General features: G+C 73.2%; 13 protein-coding genes. 7 read left to right on the plus strand and 6 right to left on the minus strand.

From position 1 onward, the window contains the following. The first annotated feature begins 87 nt into the window (after window positions 1–87). The 5 genes from ACFQPP_RS13120 (at window position 88) to ACFQPP_RS13140 (ending at window position 4,998) form a co-directional block, all read left to right on the plus strand. Window positions 88–1,413, plus strand: a complete 1,326-nt coding sequence (locus ACFQPP_RS13120) for a PhoH family protein (protein ID WP_376917087.1) — start codon at window positions 88–90, stop codon at window positions 1,411–1,413. 260 nt (window positions 1,414–1,673) lie between these two features. Continuing rightward, window positions 1,674–2,228: a prepilin peptidase gene (locus ACFQPP_RS13125; RefSeq protein WP_376917088.1), complete on the plus strand. Its 555-nt coding sequence runs from the start codon at window positions 1,674–1,676 to the stop codon at window positions 2,226–2,228. 100 nt (window positions 2,229–2,328) lie between these two features. Beyond that, on the plus strand, window positions 2,329–3,234 hold the full coding sequence (locus ACFQPP_RS13130) for a MetQ/NlpA family ABC transporter substrate-binding protein (protein WP_376917089.1): 906 nt from the start codon (window positions 2,329–2,331) through the stop codon (window positions 3,232–3,234). 64 nt (window positions 3,235–3,298) lie between these two features. Further along, a complete protein-coding gene (locus ACFQPP_RS13135) occupies window positions 3,299–4,330 on the plus strand; it encodes a methionine ABC transporter ATP-binding protein (protein ID WP_376917090.1) in 1,032 nt (343 codons plus the stop codon). Further along, a complete protein-coding gene (locus ACFQPP_RS13140; protein ID WP_376917091.1) occupies window positions 4,327–4,998 on the plus strand; it encodes a methionine ABC transporter permease in 672 nt (223 codons plus the stop codon). The genes ACFQPP_RS13135 and ACFQPP_RS13140 overlap by 4 nt, the downstream gene beginning before the upstream one ends. A gap of 81 nt (window positions 4,999–5,079) precedes the next feature. On the opposite strand, the gene ACFQPP_RS13145 is transcribed toward ACFQPP_RS13140, so the two are convergent. Together ACFQPP_RS13145 and ACFQPP_RS13150 are read right to left on the minus strand one after the other, a co-directional pair. After that, the gene (locus tag ACFQPP_RS13145) at window positions 5,080–7,551 is read right to left on the minus strand and encodes a DUF4073 domain-containing protein (RefSeq protein WP_376917092.1); all 2,472 of its coding nucleotides are present in this window, start codon (window positions 7,549–7,551) and stop codon (window positions 5,080–5,082) included. Window positions 7,552–7,753: 202 nt separating this feature from the next. Further along, entirely contained in the window at window positions 7,754–8,527 is a 774-nt protein-coding gene (locus tag ACFQPP_RS13150) for a GntR family transcriptional regulator (protein WP_376917093.1), read from the minus strand. A 115-nt stretch (window positions 8,528–8,642) separates the two neighbouring features. Here ACFQPP_RS13150 and ACFQPP_RS13155 point away from each other — a divergent pair, with 115 nt between their 5' ends. Next, a complete protein-coding gene (locus tag ACFQPP_RS13155) occupies window positions 8,643–10,877 on the plus strand; it encodes a carbon starvation CstA family protein (protein WP_376917094.1) in 2,235 nt (744 codons plus the stop codon). Next, the gene (locus ACFQPP_RS13160) at window positions 10,877–11,092 is read left to right on the plus strand and encodes a YbdD/YjiX family protein (RefSeq protein ID WP_376917095.1); all 216 of its coding nucleotides are present in this window, start codon (window positions 10,877–10,879) and stop codon (window positions 11,090–11,092) included. Before ACFQPP_RS13155 ends, ACFQPP_RS13160 begins: the two co-directional genes overlap by 1 nt. A 126-nt stretch (window positions 11,093–11,218) precedes the next feature. Here the strand turns inward: ACFQPP_RS13160 and ACFQPP_RS13165 are convergent, their stop codons facing one another. The 4 genes from ACFQPP_RS13165 to ACFQPP_RS13180 form a co-directional block, all read right to left on the minus strand. Then, entirely contained in the window at window positions 11,219–13,570 is a 2,352-nt protein-coding gene (locus tag ACFQPP_RS13165; RefSeq protein ID WP_376917096.1) for a PhoX family protein, read from the minus strand. Window positions 13,571–13,769: 199 nt separating this feature from the next. Continuing rightward, a complete protein-coding gene (locus ACFQPP_RS13170) occupies window positions 13,770–14,261 on the minus strand; it encodes a tetratricopeptide repeat protein (RefSeq protein WP_376917097.1) in 492 nt (163 codons plus the stop codon). Further along, complete coding sequence (locus ACFQPP_RS13175) at window positions 14,258–16,303, minus strand: prolyl oligopeptidase family protein (protein WP_376917098.1); 2,046 nt, start codon at window positions 16,301–16,303, stop codon at window positions 14,258–14,260. The genes ACFQPP_RS13170 and ACFQPP_RS13175 overlap by 4 nt, the downstream gene beginning before the upstream one ends. Window positions 16,304–16,407: 104 nt before the next feature. Further along, the gene (locus tag ACFQPP_RS13180) at window positions 16,408–17,811 is read right to left on the minus strand and encodes a class II fumarate hydratase (protein ID WP_376917099.1); all 1,404 of its coding nucleotides are present in this window, start codon (window positions 17,809–17,811) and stop codon (window positions 16,408–16,410) included. Window positions 17,812–17,817 lie beyond the last annotated feature (6 nt).

Consider the following 17,817-nt stretch of genomic DNA (forward strand, 5'->3'; position numbering starts at 1 on the left):
GGCACATGCCCGACGACCCACCGCGGCCGCGACGCCGTGAAGGGAGGCGGCCGCCTGAGTTCCCGACCGAGTCGGTGAGGAGCCCACGTGCCCGAGGCCATCCACGCCCCCGAGATCGACGACCGGCTGCAGACCGCGCAGCGCACCTACGTGCTCGACACGTCCGTGCTGCTGTCCGATCCCGGCGCGATCCATCGGTTCGCCGAGCATGCCGTCGTCATCCCGGTCGTCGTCATCGCAGAGCTCGAGAAGAAGCGCCACGATCCCGAGATCGGGTACTTCGCTCGCACGGCGCTCCGCAACCTCGACGACCTGCGCGTCGCGCACGAGCGACTCGACTTCCCCGTGCCCACCGAGGGCGGCGGCTCGCTGCGCGTCGAGCTCAACCACTCGAACCAGCAGGTGCTGCCCTCCGGCCTGCAGCTCGGCGACAACGACTCGCGCATCCTCGCGGTCGCGTGCAACCTCGCGGGCGACGGCCTCGACGTGTGCGTCGTCTCGAAGGACATGCCGATGCGCGTGAAGGCCGCGTCGATCGGCCTCGCCGCCGAGGAGTACCTCGCCGAGCAGGCCGTGGAGTCGGGGTGGACGGGCACGGCCGAGATCGCGCTCTCGGGCGAGGAGATGGCCGCGCTCTACGAGTCCGAGCGGCTGACGACGCAGCTCGTCGACGGCCTGCCGATCAACACGGGCCTCGTCATCACCTCCGAGCGCGGCTCGGCGCTCGGCCGCGTCACCGCGCCCGGCGTGCTGACGCTCGTGCGCGGCGACCGCGACGTGTTCGGCGTGCACGGGCGCTCGGCCGAGCAGCGGCTCGCGATCGACCTCCTGCTCGACGACGAGGTCGGCATCGTCTCGCTCGGCGGCTCGGCGGGCACGGGCAAGTCGGCGCTCGCGCTCGCCGCGGGCCTCGAGGCCGTGCTCGAGCGCCGCCTGCACAAGAAGGTCATCGTCTTCCGCCCCCTGTACGCCGTGGGCGGCCAGGAGCTCGGCTACCTGCCGGGCGACAAGGACGAGAAGATGAACCCCTGGGGCCAGGCGATCTACGACACGCTCGGCGCCCTCGTGAGCGACAACGTGCTCGAGGAGGTCGCAGCGCGCGGCATGCTCGAGATCCTGCCGCTCACGCACATCCGCGGGCGATCGCTGCACGACGCGTTCGTGATCGTCGACGAGGCGCAGTCGCTCGAGCGGGGCGTGCTGCTCACCGTGCTCAGCCGCATCGGGCAGAACTCGCGCGTCGTGCTCACGCACGACGTCGCGCAGCGCGACAACCTGCGCGTCGGCCGCCACGACGGCGTCGCGAGCGTCATCGAGACGCTGAAGGGCAACGCGCTGTTCGGCCACGTCACGCTCATGCGCAGCGAGCGCAGCCGCATCGCCGCGCTCGTCACGAGCCTGCTCGACCGCTAGGTCGCGCGTCCGAGCCGTCCGCCACCGCCGACCTCACGCACGGGAGCCCGCATCCGCCACGGATGCGGGCTCCCGCGCGTCGGCCCGTGGATGCGCGCCAGCCCGTGGATGCGCACCGGCCTGTGGATGCGCGTCGGCCTGTGGATGCGCGTCGGCCTGTGGACGCGCGCCGGCCCGTGGATGCGCGTCGGCCCGTGGATGCGCGCCGGCCTGTGGACGCTCGCGGCCGCCGGGGGATGGCGCGCGGCTAGCGTCTCCGCGTGCTCGTCGACGCCCGCATCCCCGCCCCGCCACCGCGGGCACGCCCGTCGGATGCCGTGCTGGGGGCGGTGCTCGCCGCGGGCGTCGTCGCGCTCGCGCTCGGGGAGGGGTGGCACGAGTCGCTCGGCGCTGCCTGCCTCGGCGTCGTCGCGGCGGCGCTCACGGCACCTGCCCTGCGTCGCATCGACGTCGCCGAGCATCGCCTGCCGAACGCGCTCACGGTGCCGCTGCTCGCGATCGGCCTGGTCTGCGCGGCGCTCGCAGCAGCCCGCGGCGCGTGGCTCGGTGCGGGGCTCGCGCTCGTCGTCGCGGTGCTGCTCGGGAGCCTGTGGTGGCTCGGCGGCATGGGCGCGGGCGACGTCAAGCTCGGCACGGCGCTCGCGCTCGCCGCCGCACCCATCGCATGGTGGCTGCCGCTCGCGGGCCTCGCGGCGGCATTCGTGCTCGGCGGCATCGCCGGGCTCGTCGCGCGTGCCGGTGGCGCCCGCTCGGTGCCGTTCGGGCCGTGGCTCCTCGCCGGGGCGGGTGTCGCGCTCGTGCTCGCCGCCGCGTGACGCCGTGCGTTGCGTCATGTGACGACGCGATTCGTCGCGCGGGGACCGCGCTTCCTAGCGTGAGGTGCACACCCACGGATCCCTCTCCAGGAGCACCAGCATGTCGACCCTCGCTCGATCCCTCGCAGCGGCCGCAGCCGCATCCACCCTCCTGCTCGCCGGCTGCGCCTCGGGCGGCTCCGGCAGCGACGCCGAGGCCGAGCTCGGCACCGAGGGCAACCCCGTGCGCCTCGGCGTCGTCGGCGAGTCCGACCCGTACTGGGCGGTGTACGCCGACGCGGTCGCCGAGGCCGGCATCGAGCTCGAGATCGTCGACTTCACCGAGTACACGCAGCCGAACCCGGCGCTCAGCGCCGGCGACCTCGACCTCAACCAGTTCCAGCACATCCAGTACCTCGCCGACTACAACGTGTCGTCGGACGACGACCTGCAGCCGATCGGCGCGACGGCGATCTACCCGCTGGGCCTGTACTCGACGCAGTACGACTCGGCCGACGACATCCCCGACGGCGAGACGGTCATCGTGCCGAACGACACCGTGAACCAGGCGCGCGGCCTGCTCGTGCTGCAGTCGGCGGGCCTCATCGAGCTCGAGGACGGCGGCTCGCCCTTCTCGACCCTCGAGGACATCGTCGAGGACGGCTCGCGCGTCGAGGTGCAGGCGGTCGACGCCGCCATCACGGCCGGCTCGCTCGGCGAGGCAGCCGCGGCGATCGTCAACAACGACTTCCTCGAGGCCGCGAACCTCACGGAGGACGAGGAGATCGCCGCCGACGACCCGTCGGACCCCTCTGCGCTGCCCTACGTCAACATCTTCGCCGCGCGCGCCGACGACGCCGACGACGAGGTGCTGCAGCAGCTCGTCGAGATCTACCAGACGACGCAGGACGTCACCGACGGCGTCGTCGAGCACTCGGGCGGCACGGCCGTGCTCGCCACCACCCCCGCCGACGAGCTGCAGGCGTCGCTCGCCGACGTCGAGCAGTCGATCCGCGATCAGCAGTAGCGACCCACGCGTGCGCGGGCGTCGAGATCCGACGCCCGCGCTCACGCGTGTCGAGAGGAGCAGCATGCCGCACATCGCGATCCGCGACGTGACGAAGACCTATCCGGGCAGGCGACGAACGGATGCGCCCATCACGGCCGTCGACGGCGTGAGCCTCGACGTCGAGCGCGGCGACGTGTTCGGCGTCATCGGCTACTCCGGCGCCGGCAAGTCGACGCTCGTGCGGCTCGTCAACGGCCTCGAGCCCGTGACGAGCGGCGCGATCGAGATCGACGGCGTCGACGTCACGCGGCTCGACGCGAAGTCGCTGCGCGAGGTGCGGCAGGGGATCGGCATGATCTTCCAGCGCTTCAACCTGCTGCGGTCGCGCACGGTGCGCGCCAACGTGGCCTACCCGCTCGAGGTCACGGGCACGCCTCGCGCCGAGCGGCGAGCGCGCGTCGACGAGCTGCTGCGCTTCGTCGGCCTCGACGACAAGGCCGACGCCTACCCCGAGCAGCTCTCCGGCGGCCAGCAGCAGCGCGTGGGCATCGCCCGCGCGCTCGCGGCGAACCCCGGCATCCTGCTCGCGGACGAGGCGACGAGCGCCCTCGACCCCGAGACGACCGACGAGGTGCTCGACCTCCTCGCGCGCGTGAATCGCGAGCTCGGCGTGACGATCGTCGTCATCACGCACGAGATGGACGTCATCGCCCGCATCGCGACGAAGGTCGCCGTCATGGAGCGCGGCCGGGTCGTGGAGTCGGGGCCGACGTACGACGTCTTCACCCGCCCGCAGACGGACACGGCGCGCCGCTTCGTGCGCACCGTGGTGCGCGCGCTGCCGGACGGGGATGCGCTGACGGCGCTCCGCGCGCAGCACGATGGCCGCCTGCTCACGATCTCGTTCACCGACGAGGGTGCGAGCGAGGCGCGCGTGTTCGGCTCGCTCGCCCGCGCCGGCGTCGACTTCCACCTCGTGCACGGCGGCGTCGACGACATCCAGGGCCGCGTCTACGGCCTGCTCACCATCGCGGTGCGCGGCGACGACGCGGCCGTCGCCGACGCGCTCGCCGGCATCGGCCCGGGCGTGACGATCACGGAGGTGACGGCATGAGCGACCTCGTCCAGCAGATCCAGCAGCTGCTGCCCGCGCTGCTCGAGCAGACGGGCATCACGCTGTGGCTCGTCGCGGCGTCGCTCGTCATCGGCGGGTTCGCGGGACTCGTGCTCGGCACGGCCGTCTACGTCACGCGTCGCGGCGGCGTCCTCGAGCAGCCCCTCGTGTACTGGGTGCTCAACATCGTGGTGAACACGTTCCGACCGGTGCCGTTCATCATCCTGCTGGCAGCGCTGCAGCCCGTGGCGCGAGCGACGATCGGCACGGGCCTCGGCAACGACATGGCGATCTTCGCCATCTCGATCGCCGCGACGTTCGGCATCGCCCGCATCGTCGAGCAGAACCTCGTGTCGGTCGACCCCGGCGTCGTCGAGGCTGCGCGCGCGATGGGCGCGGGCCCGTGGCGCATCATCGCGACCGTCATCCTGCCCGAGGCGTTCGGGCCGCTCGTCCTCGGCTACACGTTCGCGGTCGTCGCGATCATCGACATGTCGGCCGTCGCCGGCATCATCGGTGGCGAGGGCGTCGGCAACTACGCGATCGCGTACGGCTTCCGGCAGTTCGACCCCGTCGTCACGTGGAGCGCGCTGGTCATCATCGTCATCGTCGTGCAGATCGTGCAGGCGCTCGGCAACCTGCTGGCTCGCCGCATCCTGCGGCGCTGACGCAGGATGCCGCGCGAGGCGCTCGCGCACGCGACGAGGCCCGGCCGTGCGATGCACGACCGGGCCTCGTCGCGTGGAGCGCTACGCGCGGCGGCCGCGGCGCCGCGTCAGCAGCCCGCCGCCGATCGCGGCGAGGGCCGCAGCCGCGAGCGCGACGAGCCACGCGACGTCGGCACCCGTGCGCGGCAGCGAGCCGGACGAGCCGCCTGCCGCATCCGCCTCGTCGACCGGCGTCGGGGTCGACGTCGGCTGCGGCTGGTCGGAGGGCGCGGGCTCGTCGGTCGGCTGCGGGTCGACCGGAGGCTCCGGCGACGGCACGACGTCGGCGACCTGCTCGTCGAACGGCACGAGCGGGTTCGGGATCGTCACCTGCTGCAGCTGGGCATCGGCGGCGAAGTCGTACGCCGTGACGACGAGGCGGTCGTCGTGCACCTCGAGCACGCTGCCGCGGTTGACGTCGCCCGTCGTGACCTCGGTGCGCGTCGCGGTGTCCTCGCCGACGGCATCCCACTCGACGTGCATCGCCATGGTGTTGATCGACCAGAAGCCGTCGGCGTGGCCGTCGTCGGTGCGACGCTGCATCGCCCAGTCGCCCTGCTCGGCCGGGTAGTGCGTGTGGCCGGAGAGGACGACGGCGTTCGGGTGGTTGCCGAGGATGCTCGTGAGGCGGTCGTCCATCTGGTGATGCTCCGAGTAGTTCGGCGCCCACGTGCCCGACGTCGTCTCGCCGAGCGGGAAGTGGGTGAGGACGACGACCTGGCGGTCGAGCGCGGTCCAGTGCGCGAGGCGCTCCTCGAGGAACGCGACCTGCGCGTCGCTCATCGCGACGTCGGTCGGCTCCGCCAGCTCCTGGCCGAGCACGATGACGGGCACCTGCCCGCCCGCTCCCTCGAGCACGTACTCGTCGTAGACGCGGTCGCGCTCGGCGAATGCGAGGAAGCGGTCGCGGTTGGCCTCGAAGCCGCCCGCGGCATACCGCTCGTGGTTGCCGATCGCGGCGATCGTCTGCTCGGGTCGCACGGCGGCCGTCGCATCCATGACGTCGTGCACCTCCTGCCACTCGGCGACGGTGCCCGAGTGCACGATGTCGCCGACCATGAGCAGCCCCTCGGCGCCGGGCGCGAGCTGCGCGAGGTCGCCGATGCCGTGCTGCAGGTCGGCGGGGTGCCCCTGGATGTCCGAGACCACCCACGCCTGCGTCGGCGCGCCCTGCACCTCCTGCTGCACCTGGTGCACCGTCGCCGAGTCGATCGCCCAGTAGCGACCGCCCTCGCCCGCCGTGAGCGTCCATGTGAACGCGACCTCGCTCGCACCGGCGGGCACGTCGAGCACGACGTCCTGACGCGCGTTCATCTGCGTCTCGTCGTAGCCGCTGACGACCGTGGTCTCGTCGAGGCGCAGCACCTCGGTCGGCTCGCCGCCGTCGAAGCTCGCGAGCACGACGCCCGCCTGGCCGGCCGCGCCGCGGTAGTGGCTGTCGAACGTGAGGCGCACGGCTGCGAGCCCCGAGACGTCGACGGGAGCGAGGCCGAGCGTCGCCGAGAAGGCGATGCCGCCGGCCTGCTGCGCGTCGGCGACGGCGATGTCGCCGTGCGCGCGCGAGAAGCGCCCGCGCATCTGGTCGACCTCCGCCGTCCACTCGCCGCGGGTCATCGTGGCCCAGCCGTCGGCGAGCGCGGCCGTGGCGTCGGATGCGGGCGCGTCGAAGCCCTCGCGTGCGAGCACGCCGTCGGTCGACACGTCGGTCGCGACGGGATCGATCGTCACGGGCGCGTTCGGATCGCCCGCGACGGGCGCCGCGGGGTCTGCGACGACGGAGATCGCGACGGGGCCGGCGAGGACGTCGTAGCCGTCCTGCGCCAGGTAGAAGAGCTCGTAGTCGCCGGGCGCGAGGTCGAGCACGAGCGCGAGCGTGCCGCTCGCACCCGGCGCGTAGTCCCAGACGCGCGACGGCACGGGGCCGGGCGTCTGGCCGGCGACGTAGACGCCGATCCAGTTCCGCTCGTGCGGGGCGTCCGTCGAGTACGCGACCGAGAGCGTCTCGCCTGCCTGCACCGCGTCGGCGCTCGGCGCGAGCGCCGACTCGGTCACCCCCTCGGCCTCCTCGATCGTGAACGCGACGGGGGCCGCCAGCTGCTCGTAGCCGCCTGCGTGCAGGTAGTGCAGCTCGTAGTCGCCGGGTGCGAGGCGCGCGTCGCTCGCGAGGTCGAAGACGTGCTCGCCGGTCGCGCCGGGGGTCGTCGACCAGATGATCGACGGCGTGCCGCCCGCGCCGCCGCTCGGGGTCTGTCCGGGCCGGTAGATGCCGATCCAGTTCTCGGCGTGGTCGCGATCGGTCGCGTACTGCACGGCGAGCGAGCCGCCGTGCGTCACGGCGGGCTGCGCGACGGCGAGCGACGATCCGGCGGCGGCGACGTCGACGGCCGCGAGGGGCGCGGGGGCAGCGGATGCGGGGGTCGTCGCGACCGTCGGCACGGCGACGAGGGCGGCGAGCAGCGCGCCCACCCCGAGGAGCCTGCCGGCGCGACGCGCGCCGGGGGTGCTCTGATGCATGGGGGATTCCTCTCTCGCGCACGCCCCACGGCGCGCGCATGCCGAGCGTCGCCGGTGCCGGCCAACCGCAGGTGAACGGTGGGCGACGCGACGGCGCCCGGGCATCCGCTCGCCGCGACTCGAGGCGGACGGCTGCGCGCACCTGTCCACGCGCCGGCGCTCGGGTGCGTGCAGCGCGCCCGCCGTGGGCAGCCCGAGCGCGTCAGCGCTGGGATGCGTCGGCGTGCGCCTGCACCTCGAAGACGACGGTGCCCGGCACGTAGCGGTCCTCGCTGACGTCGAGCGTGCGGCCGTCGCGGGCGAGCGCGTGCCGGTCGACGAGCAGCAACGGGCTGGAGCGGGGGACGCCCAGCAGGCGTGCGTCGTCGCTCGACGCGGCGACGGCGTCGAGCCGGTGCGTCCCCGAGGCCTCGCGGTGGCCGGCGTCGGCGAGCACCGCGGCGATCGACGGCACGTCGTCGGGCAGGTCGCGCAGCAGGGGCGCGACCCACGACGGGTAGATGGAGCGCTCGACCATGACGCGTTGTCCGTCGAGCGTGCGCACGCGCGTGAGGCGCAGCACGACGTCGCCCGCCGGGATGCGCATGCGGCGTGCCAGGGGAGCCTCCGCGGGCCCCTCGGCGCGGGCGACGACGAGCCCACCCGGCTCCATGCCGCGAGCCCGCGCCCACTGCGCGAACGTGCGGAATCCGACGAGCCCCTGCGCACGCACGGGCGACTGCACGATCCAGCCCGATCCGCGCTGCGGTGCGACGACGCCGCGGCGATGGAGCGTGGCGAGCGCACGGCGCACCGTGCCGCGCGCGGCGCGGTACCGAGTCGCGAGCGACTGCTCCGACGGCAGGCGGACGCCGGCGGGGAACTCGCCGGCCGCGATGCGGCGATCCAGGTCGGCGGCGACCTCGCGGTAGCGCAGCCTGCTCGTCTCGGAGCCGGCGATCGGCGGCGTCGTCGCCCTCGCGTCCGCCTCGCCCACGGCCCCCATCCTCCCATCGCGACGTGCCGCCTCGAGCGTGGGCGCACGCCCATGACGTCCCCCGGTCCCGATGCGTAGGCTGTGCATCGGCCAACGACGTCATAGGAGACCTCGCATGAGCACCGACGCCTCGCACACCAAGGACCGCCAGCTGCCACCGGTCGCCGCACCCGTGACGCGCACGCGGTGGACGCCCGCGACGATCGCGCTGTGGGCGGGCATCGCCCTGCTGGGCGGCGTGGCCTGGGTCATGCTCGCCGTGGTGCGCGGCGAGACGGTGAATGCGATCTGGTTCGTGTTCGCGGCGGTGTGCACGTACCTGATCGGGTATCGGTTCTACTCGAAGGTGATCGAGCGGCGCATCGCGAGGCCGGACGATCTGCGGGCGACGCCTGCGGAGCATCTGGCGAACGGGAAGGACTTCGTGCCGACCGACCGTCGGGTGCTGTTCGGGCATCACTTCGCGGCGATCGCGGGTGCCGGTCCGCTCGTGGGCCCCGTGCTCGCGGCGCAGATGGGGTACCTGCCCGGCACGATCTGGATCATCGTGGGCGTCGTGCTCGCCGGTGCGGTGCAGGACTACCTGGTGATGTTCTTCTCGATGCGTCGCGGCGGCAGGTCGCTGGGGCAGATGGCGCGCGACGAGCTCGGCCGCGTCGGCGGGACGGCTGCGATCGTGGCGACGCTGCTCATCATGATCATCATCACCGCGATCCTCGCGCTCGTGGTGGTGAACGCGTTGGGCGAGAGCCCGTGGGGCGTGTTCTCGGTGGCGATGACGATCCCGATCGCGCTGTTCATGGGCGCGTACCTGCGGTGGATCCGGCCGGGCCGGATCACCGAGGTGTCGATCATCGGGTTCGTGCTGCTCATGGCCGCGATCATCGGCGGCGGCGCCGTCGCCGAGACCCAGTGGGGCCAGGACGTCTTCACCCTCGACCGCACGACGCTCGCGTGGGCGATCATCGTCTACGGGTTCATCGCCGCGGTCCTCCCGGTCTGGGTGCTGCTGGCGCCGCGCGACTACCTGTCGACGTTCATGAAGATCGGCGTCATCGGCATGCTCGCCGTCGCGATCGTCTTCGTGCGGCCCGAGATCGAGGTGCCGGCCTTCACGGCGTTCGCGGGCGGCGAGACGGGTCCCGTGTGGGCGGGGAGCCTGTTCCCGTTCCTGTTCGTGACGATCGCGTGCGGCGCCCTGTCGGGGTTCCACGCGCTCATCTCCTCGGGCACGACGCCGAAGATGGTCGAGAAGGAGCGCCAGACGCGGTTCATCGGCTACGGCGGCATGCTCATGGAGTCGTTCGTCGCGATCATGGCCCTCGTCGCCGCGGTGTCGATCGACCAGGGCATCTACTACGCGATGAACGCCTCCGCGGCCGCGACGGGCGGCACGCCCGAGGGGGCCGCCGAGTTCGTGAACGGCCTCATGCTCGCGGGCGTGCAGACGAGCCCGGAGGCGCTCGCGCAGGCCGCGCAGGACGTGGGGGAGGAGTCGATCGTGTCGCGCACGGGCGGTGCGCCGACGCTGGCCTTCGGCCTCGCGCACATCCTGCAGCAGTGGATCGGCGGGGCGTCGATGATGTCGTTCTGGTACCACTTCGCGATCATGTTCGAGGCGCTGTTCATCCTCACCGCCGTCGACGCGGGCACCCGCGTCGCGCGCTTCATGCTGCAGGACTCCATCGGCAACGTCGCGAAGCGCTTCAAGGACACCTCCTGGAGGCTCGGCGCCTGGATCTGCACCGCCATCATGGTCGCAGGCTGGGGCGCCGTCCTCCTCATGGGCGTCACCGACCCCCTCGGCGGCATCAACACCCTCTTCCCCCTCTTCGGCATCGCCAACCAGCTGCTCGCCGCCATCGCCCTCGCCATCGTCCTCACCATCGTCGCCCGCCGCGGCACCTGGCGATGGCTCTGGATCGTCGCCCTGCCGTTGGCGTTCGTGACCGTCATCACCGTCACGGCGTCGATGCTGAAGATCTTCTCCCCGGTGCCCGCCGTCGGCTACTGGGCCAACCACATGGCCTTCCGCGACGCCCTCGCAGCCGGCGAGGAGTCGTTCGGCACCGCAGGCACCGTCGAGGCCATGGAGGCCGTCGTCCGCAACACCGCCGTGCAGGGCACCCTCTCCATCATCTTCGTGACCCTCTCGATCGTCGTCATCACGACGAGCGTCCTCGCCGTGCTCCGAGCGTGGCGATCGCGCGAGATCGTCGACCACGAGGACGCACCCGTGCCCTCCCGGCGCTTCGCACCCGCAGGCGTCCTCGCGACGAAGGAGGAGCGGGCGATCGAGCGCGAGTGGGCGGCGCTGCCCGAGGATCAGCGGCCCGCGAGGGGGCACTGATGCCCGAGCTCGCCGGCTCGGCAGCGCGTGCCCTGGGGCGCGCGTGGAGGGCGACGGCCTGGTACGCGCGAGGGCTCACGGGGGAGTCGCGCTACGAGTCGTACCTCGAGCACGAGCTCGCCGCGCATCCGGAGCGCGAGCCGCTCGATCGGCGCGCGTTCTGGCGCGACTACCACCGGTGGCAGGACTCCAACCCGCAGGGGCGCTGCTGCTGACCGCGCCACTCGCCGGGCGCGTGCGGCCGTAGCGGCCGTGACCGCTCGGGCGAGGGGCGGTGGATGCGCAGAGGCCCGCAGGCGCAGCGCCTGCGGGCCTCTCGGCGTGGGGGTGCGTGCGAGGGTCTACGCCTCGCCGGATCCCGCGTCGGCGTCGGAGCCCGTGCCGCGCATCCGCGCCACGAGGCCCGCGCCGACCGCCAGCGCCGCAGAGGCGCCCGCGACGAGCGGTGCGACGAGGCCGGCACCGGTCTGCGGCAGCGAGCCGCCCGATCCACCGGTGCCGCCCGTCGGGGCCGGCACCGCGGAGCCCGAGGGGCTCGCGCCGTCGCTCGGCGAGGGCACGACGGGCGGCGCGCTCGGCGAGCCCGACGGCGGCGCCGAGGGGCCGGGCTGCGACGGCGTGGGCTCCGACGGCCCAGGGCTCGGCGCGACGGGCACCGGCAGCACCTGCACGACCGAGGGGCGGGCGCCGTGGAACACGCCCTCGACGCCGCTCGCACCGGCGGGGGCGTAGTCGGGCCACAGCGACGACGGCGTCTCGAACAGGCCGTCCTCGCCGGGGTGCTGCACCGCGACGAACACGTGCCACTCGTCGTCGTGGATGACGGGGCCGCAGGTCTCGGACTCCACCGGCACCGACAGGAACTGCTCGACGAGGCCGCGCTGCGCACCCTCGAGGCGCACGCGGAAGAGACCGTCGTTGTAGCCGATGCCGTCGGGTGCGCCGTCGGTCGAGACCCAGAGGTTGCCCTCCGAGTCGAACGCGAGGTTGTCGGGGCACGAGATCGGCGACACCTGGTCGACGGGGAAGCCGGCGAAGTACGTCTGGTCGCCCTGCGCCGGATCGCCGCACAGCATGAGGATGCTCCAGCGGAACGTGGTGCCCGAGTGGTCGCCGCCGTCCTCGGCGATCTCGATGACGTGGCCGTCGCGGTTCTGCGTGCGGGGGTTCGCCTCGTCGGCGGGCGCGTTCGTGCCCGTGCCGCGGTTCGAGTTGTTCGTGCAGGCCACGTAGACGAGCCCGGTGCGCGGGTTGGGCTCGACGTCCTCGCAGCGGTCCATCTTCGTCGCGCCCACGAGGTCGGCGGCGCCGCGCGTGTTCACGAGCACCTCGTCGACCGCCCATCCGGCGACCTGCGACGCGCCGCCGACCACGAGCGGCAGCCAGCGGCCGACGCCGTCGAAGGCACCGTCGCTCGGCACCGTGCCCGAGCCGTCGATCTCGACGGTCGAGTTGCCCTCGAGCTGCGCGACGTACAGGTCGCCCGTCTCGAGCAGCGTCATGTTCGCGGCGCGGTCGCCCTCGACGTAGGTGCCGGCCGAGACGAACTTGTAGAGGTAGTCGAAGCGCTCGTCGTCGCCCATGTACGCGGCGACGCGGCCGTTCGTGCCGACGTGCACGTTCGCGCCCTCGTGCTTCATGCGGCCCATCGCGGTGTGCTTGCGCGGCGTCGACGTGGGGTCGAAGGGGTCGATCTCGACGATCCAGCCGAAGCGGTTCGCCTCGTTCTCGTAGCCGGGGTTGCGGGTGTCGAAGCGCGGGTCGTCGAGCTCCCAGCCGCGCGCCGTCGCAGGCGCGGTGAGGCCGTAGCGGCGGTCGGCGGCCGTGGCGCCGGCGGCGGCGAAGTAGCCGTTGAAGTTCTCCTCGCCCGAGAGGATCGTGCCCCACGGCGTCGTGCCGCCTGCGCAGTTGCCGAGGGTGCCGAGCGCGACGGTGCCCGTGGGGTCGGCGACGGTCCGCAGCAGCGGCGAGCCCGCGGCCGGGCCCGTGATGGCGTACGGGGTGTCGTCGAGGAACCGGCGGTTGCGCCGCCCGCCGACGACGGGCTCCCACGCCTCGGCGTCGTTCGCGCGCGTGAGCTCGACGACCGACAGGCCGTGCGCAGCCCGGGCGACGGCGCGCACGCGAGCCGGATCCTCGGCGATCTGCGCCGCGGGGAACATGATCGTCTCGTTCGTGTACTCGTGGTTCACGAACAGCAGCGCGGTGGTCGCGTCGATGCGCAGGATGTCGGTGTAGTCGCAGTTGTAGCCGAACTGCAGCCGCTGCTTCGCCTCCGTCTGGTCGAAGGCGTCGAACGCGGGGGAGTCGAGGAAGAGGGGGTCGCCCCAGCGCAGGATCGGCTGGTACGTGAAGCCCTCGGGCACGGTGAGCTCGTCGACCGTCGCGGCGACGGGTGCGATGGGCGTGAAGCCGAAGGCGGCGCCGGGCACGGGCGCGGCGGCCTGCGCGGGCGCGGCGGCGCCGATGGCCTGCGTCGTCAGCAGCGCCACGGTGCCCGCGACGCCGGCGCCGAGCAGCGCGCGGCGCGAGAGCTCGGCGTCGACGATGTCGCGCAGGTAGGCGTTCCTCGACGTGTTGCACACGTCGCCGAGGCATGCGTTCGCGCACTTCAGCTGGCACGTGACCGCGCTGCGCTTGCCGCGCACGTGCGCAGCCATCGGCAGCAGTGGACGGCGTCGGACATCGACCATCAGGAGCCCCCTCCTCGAGCGCCGACCCGAGCGGAGGGCGCACCCGCATCACGGAACCGTCAGGAGGTGGACGGCAGGTGTCGTGTCGGTTGCGTGGCGAGGGCTCGGTCGAGGCGCGCGGACGAACGTCCTGTGCGACCGCGCGGGGGACACCGCGCGCGCGGCACGTCGGCCGTGGCGAGGCCGAGCAGCGGCGGCGCTACGCGCGGTGTCGCGGCGGCTCGGGCAGGTCGGCCGCGTAGGCGCGCACCGAGCGCCGGTACGACGGCAACGAGGGCTCGAGCGCCTCGACGAGCAGCCGCACGGCCTCGCCGCTGCGACCGGCGTCATGCAGCGCGAGAGCGAGGAAGATGGCGCGAGCGTCGCCGACGGCCTCGTGGTCGGGTGCGTGCGCGAGCACCTCGATCGCCTCGTCGACGCGGCGCAGGGTGCGCAGGGTGGAGCCGTGCTGGATCGCCAGTCGAGCGGCGCGCTCGTCGTCGAGCCCCATCTCGAGCGCGCGCCGGTAGTGTGCGGCCGCGACCTCCTCCATGCCGAGCGCGTCGAAGACGCCGCCGAGCTCGAACGGACCGCGCGCGTCGTCGGGTCCCAGCTCGGCGACGAGGCGCCGCATCTGCTGGATCATCGCCTGCGGGCGCTCCTCGTCGAGCGCCGCCCAGAACGCGTCGATGCGCTCCTGCCAGTCGCTCACCGGCCCACCGCGGCCTCGGCGAGCCCCGTGTGATGCGCTGCGAAGGCCAGCTGGTCGGCGAACTCGAGCGCCGCGGCGTCCTTGGGCTTGCCCATGCCGTGGCCCGCCCGCGTGTCGACCGACAGCAGGATGGGTGCGTCGGCGCCCGTCGCAGCCTGCGCGCGCTGCAGCTCGGCGGCGAACTTGAACGAGTGCGCGGGCACGACGCGGTCGTCGTGATCGCCCGTCGTCACGAGCGTCGGCGGGTAGGCGACGCCCTCCCGGATGCGGTGCAGCGGCGAGTAGGCGAGCAGCGCCGCGAAGTCGTCGGCGTCGTCGGGATCGCCGTAGTCGCTCGTCCACGCCCACCCGATCGTGAATCGGTGGAAGCGCAGCATGTCGAGCACGCCGACGCCCGGCAGCACGGCGGCCCACAGCTCGGGCCGCTGCGTGAGCGCCGCGCCTGCGAGCAGGCCGCCGTTCGATCGGCCGTGCAGCGCGAGCTGCGCGCTCGTCGTGATGCCCGTGGCGACGAGATGCTCGGCGACGGCGTACAGGTCGTCGAACACCTGCTGCTTCGCGCCCTTCGTGCCCTGCTTGTGCCAGTCGGAGCCGAACTCGCCGCCGCCGCGCAGGTTGGGCACCACGAGCACGCCGCCCGCATCCACCCAGGCGGCGAGCACGGCTCGGAACCCCGGGTTCATGGGGATGTTGAAGCCGCCGTAGCCCCACAGGAGCGTCGGCCGCGGAGCCGTGCCGTCGTCGCCCGCGGGGCGCACGACGAAGGCGGGCACCTCGGCGCCGTCGGTGCTCGTGGCACGGATGCGCGTCGTCGTCGCCGCAGGGGCTGCCGGGCCGGGCGTCGGCAGCGTGCGATGCGACACGAGTCGTGCGCCGTCGGTCTCGACGACGTGGCGCGTGCCGCGGTCGACGAACGACGACGTCGTGACGAAGACCGACGACGACGTCGCGCGCGTCGCCGCGCCCGTGATGCTCACGCCGTCGCCGAGCGGCACGTCGTCGCCGAGCGCGCCGTCGTCGGTCGCGAGCTGCATGCGGTGCGCGGCGTCGTGCGAGTACTCGAGCACGAGGCCGCGCTCGGTGAGGGATGCGTCGAGGAGCACGTCGGTCGGATGCTCGGGCACGATGGTCGTGCGCGCACCGGTCGCGAGGTCGAACGCGTCGAGCCGGTAGCGGGGTGCGCCGTCGTCGGTGACGACGAAGAGCCGGTCGCCGCGCGTGCCGATCGCGTTCCACTCGTGCTCGTGACCGTCGACGAGGCGCACCCATGCGTCGTCGCCGTGGCGCCTGGCAGCGAGGTCGTTGCCGCTCGACGAGCCGGTGTCGGTCGACAGCACGAACCAGCGGTCGTCGCGCGGCCAGTGGCGCGCGAACGTCCGAGGCTCCTCGGGCCGCTCCCACAGCACGGCGTCGGCGTCGGCGGGCTCGCCCACGACGTGGGCCATGAGGCGCCCCGCGCCCATCTCGTCGGTGAGGCCGTTGCCGCCGGGGGCGTCGTAGCGCCAGTACGTGAACGAGCGGCCATCCGGCAGCCACACGGGCGAGTTCCACTTCGTCCACGGGATCTCGTCGGCGAGGTCGAGGCCCGTCACGACGTCGCGCACCCTGAGCGTGCGCCAGTCGGAGCCGCCGTCGGCGACGCCGTACGCCAGCAGCTGGCCGTCCGGGCTCACGGAGGCAGCGGTCACCGACACCGTGCCGTCGTCGGAGAGCGCGTTGGCGTCGAGCAGCACCCGCGCATCCTCGAGCTCGTCGACCGAGTCGGCGACCGTGAGGACGTCCTGGTTCTGGCCGTCGTTGCGCCAGGCGAACACACGGCCGCCGCGCTCGAAGGGGCACCCCCGCGTCGGTGCCGACAGCAGCGTCGCGACGCGGGCGCGGAAGGCCTCGCGCGCAGGGAGGGCCGAGAGGATCGGCTCGGCGAACGCGTTCTGCGCCGCGACGAACGCCGCGGTCTCGGCCGAGTCCGCGTCCTCGAGCCAGCGATACGGGTCGGCGACGCGCGTCCCGTGCAGCTCGTCGACCGTCTCGTCTCGCCTCACCGCGGGGTACGCAACCATGGCGTCCACCCTGCCAGAAGACCGATCGAGGTTCTCGGCCGCATCCCGCGCCGGATGCGGCCGAGGACCTCCGTGCACCGGCGGTGCTAGCGGGCGACGCCCGGGTGCGTCATCGACAGCAGGTCGAGCGCCGTGTCGAGGTCGGTCTCGGTCAGCTCGCCGCGCTCGACGTAGCCGAGGTCGACGACCGCCTCGCGCACCGTGATGCCGGCCGCGACCGAGTGCTTGGCGATCTTCGCCGCCGCCTCGTAGCCGATGAGGCGGTTGAGCGGCGTCACGATCGAGGGGCTCATGCCCGCGAGCGCCGCCGCGCGCTCGACGTTGGCCTCGAGGCCGTCGATCGTCTTGTCGGCGAGGACGCGCGACGCGTTCGACAGCAGGCGGATCGACTCGAGCAGCGCGGTGCCCATCACGGGGATCTGCACGTTGAGCTCGAACGAGCCGGACGCGCCGGACCACGCGACGGTCGCGTCGTTGCCGATGACGCGCGCGCAGACCATGAGCACGGCCTCCGGCACGACGGGGTTCACCTTGCCGGGCATGATCGACGAGCCGGGCTGCAGGTCGGGGATCGCGAGCTCGCCGAGCCCCGTGTTCGGGCCCGAGCCCATCCAGCGCAGGTCGTTGCAGATCTTCGTGAGCGACACGGCGATCGTGCGCAGCGCGCCGGACGCCTCGACGAGCCCGTCGCGGTTCGCCTGCGCCTCGAAGTGGTCGCGCGCCTCGGTGATGGGCAGGCCCGAGGATGCAGCGAGCTCGGCGATGACCTGCTCGGGGAAGCCGAGCGGCGTGTTGATGCCGGTGCCGACGGCCGTGCCGCCCTGCGGCACCTCGGCGACGCGGGGGAGCGCGGCCTGGATGCGCTCGATGCCGTAGCGCACCTGGGCGGCGTAGCCGCCGAACTCCTGGCCGAGCGTGACGGGCGTCGCATCCATGAGGTGCGTGCGGCCGGGCTTCACGGCGTCCTTCCAGAGGGCGGCCTTCGCCTCGAGCGCCGCCGCGAGGTGCTCGAGCGCCGGGATGGCCTGCTCGAACAGGGCACCGGTGACGGCGACGTGCACCGACGTCGGGAAGACGTCGTTCGACGACTGCGACGCGTTCACGTGGTCGTTCGGGTGCACGGCCGCGCCGCGGTGGCGCGTCGCGAGCGTCGCGAGCACCTCGTTCATGTTCATGTTCGACGACGTGCCGGAGCCCGTCTGGTACGTGTCGACGGGGAACTGGTCGTGGTGGTGGCCAGCGACGATCTCGTCGGCGGCGGCGACGATCGCGTCGGCGACGTCGGCCTCGAGGATGCCGAGGCTCTCGTTCGCGATGGCCGCGGCCCGCTTGATGCGGGCGAGGGCGACGATCTGCGCAGGCTCGAGGCCCGAGCCCGAGATCGGGAAGTTCTCGACGGCGCGCTGCGTCTGCGCGGCGTACAGCGCGTCGACGGGCACGCGCACCTCGCCCATCGTGTCGTGCTCGATCCGGTACTCGGTCATGCTCATCGGCCT

It is taken from the genome of Agrococcus sp. GCM10030265 (genome assembly GCF_042666675.1).
Classification (GTDB): Bacteria; Actinomycetota; Actinomycetes; order Actinomycetales; family Microbacteriaceae; genus Agrococcus.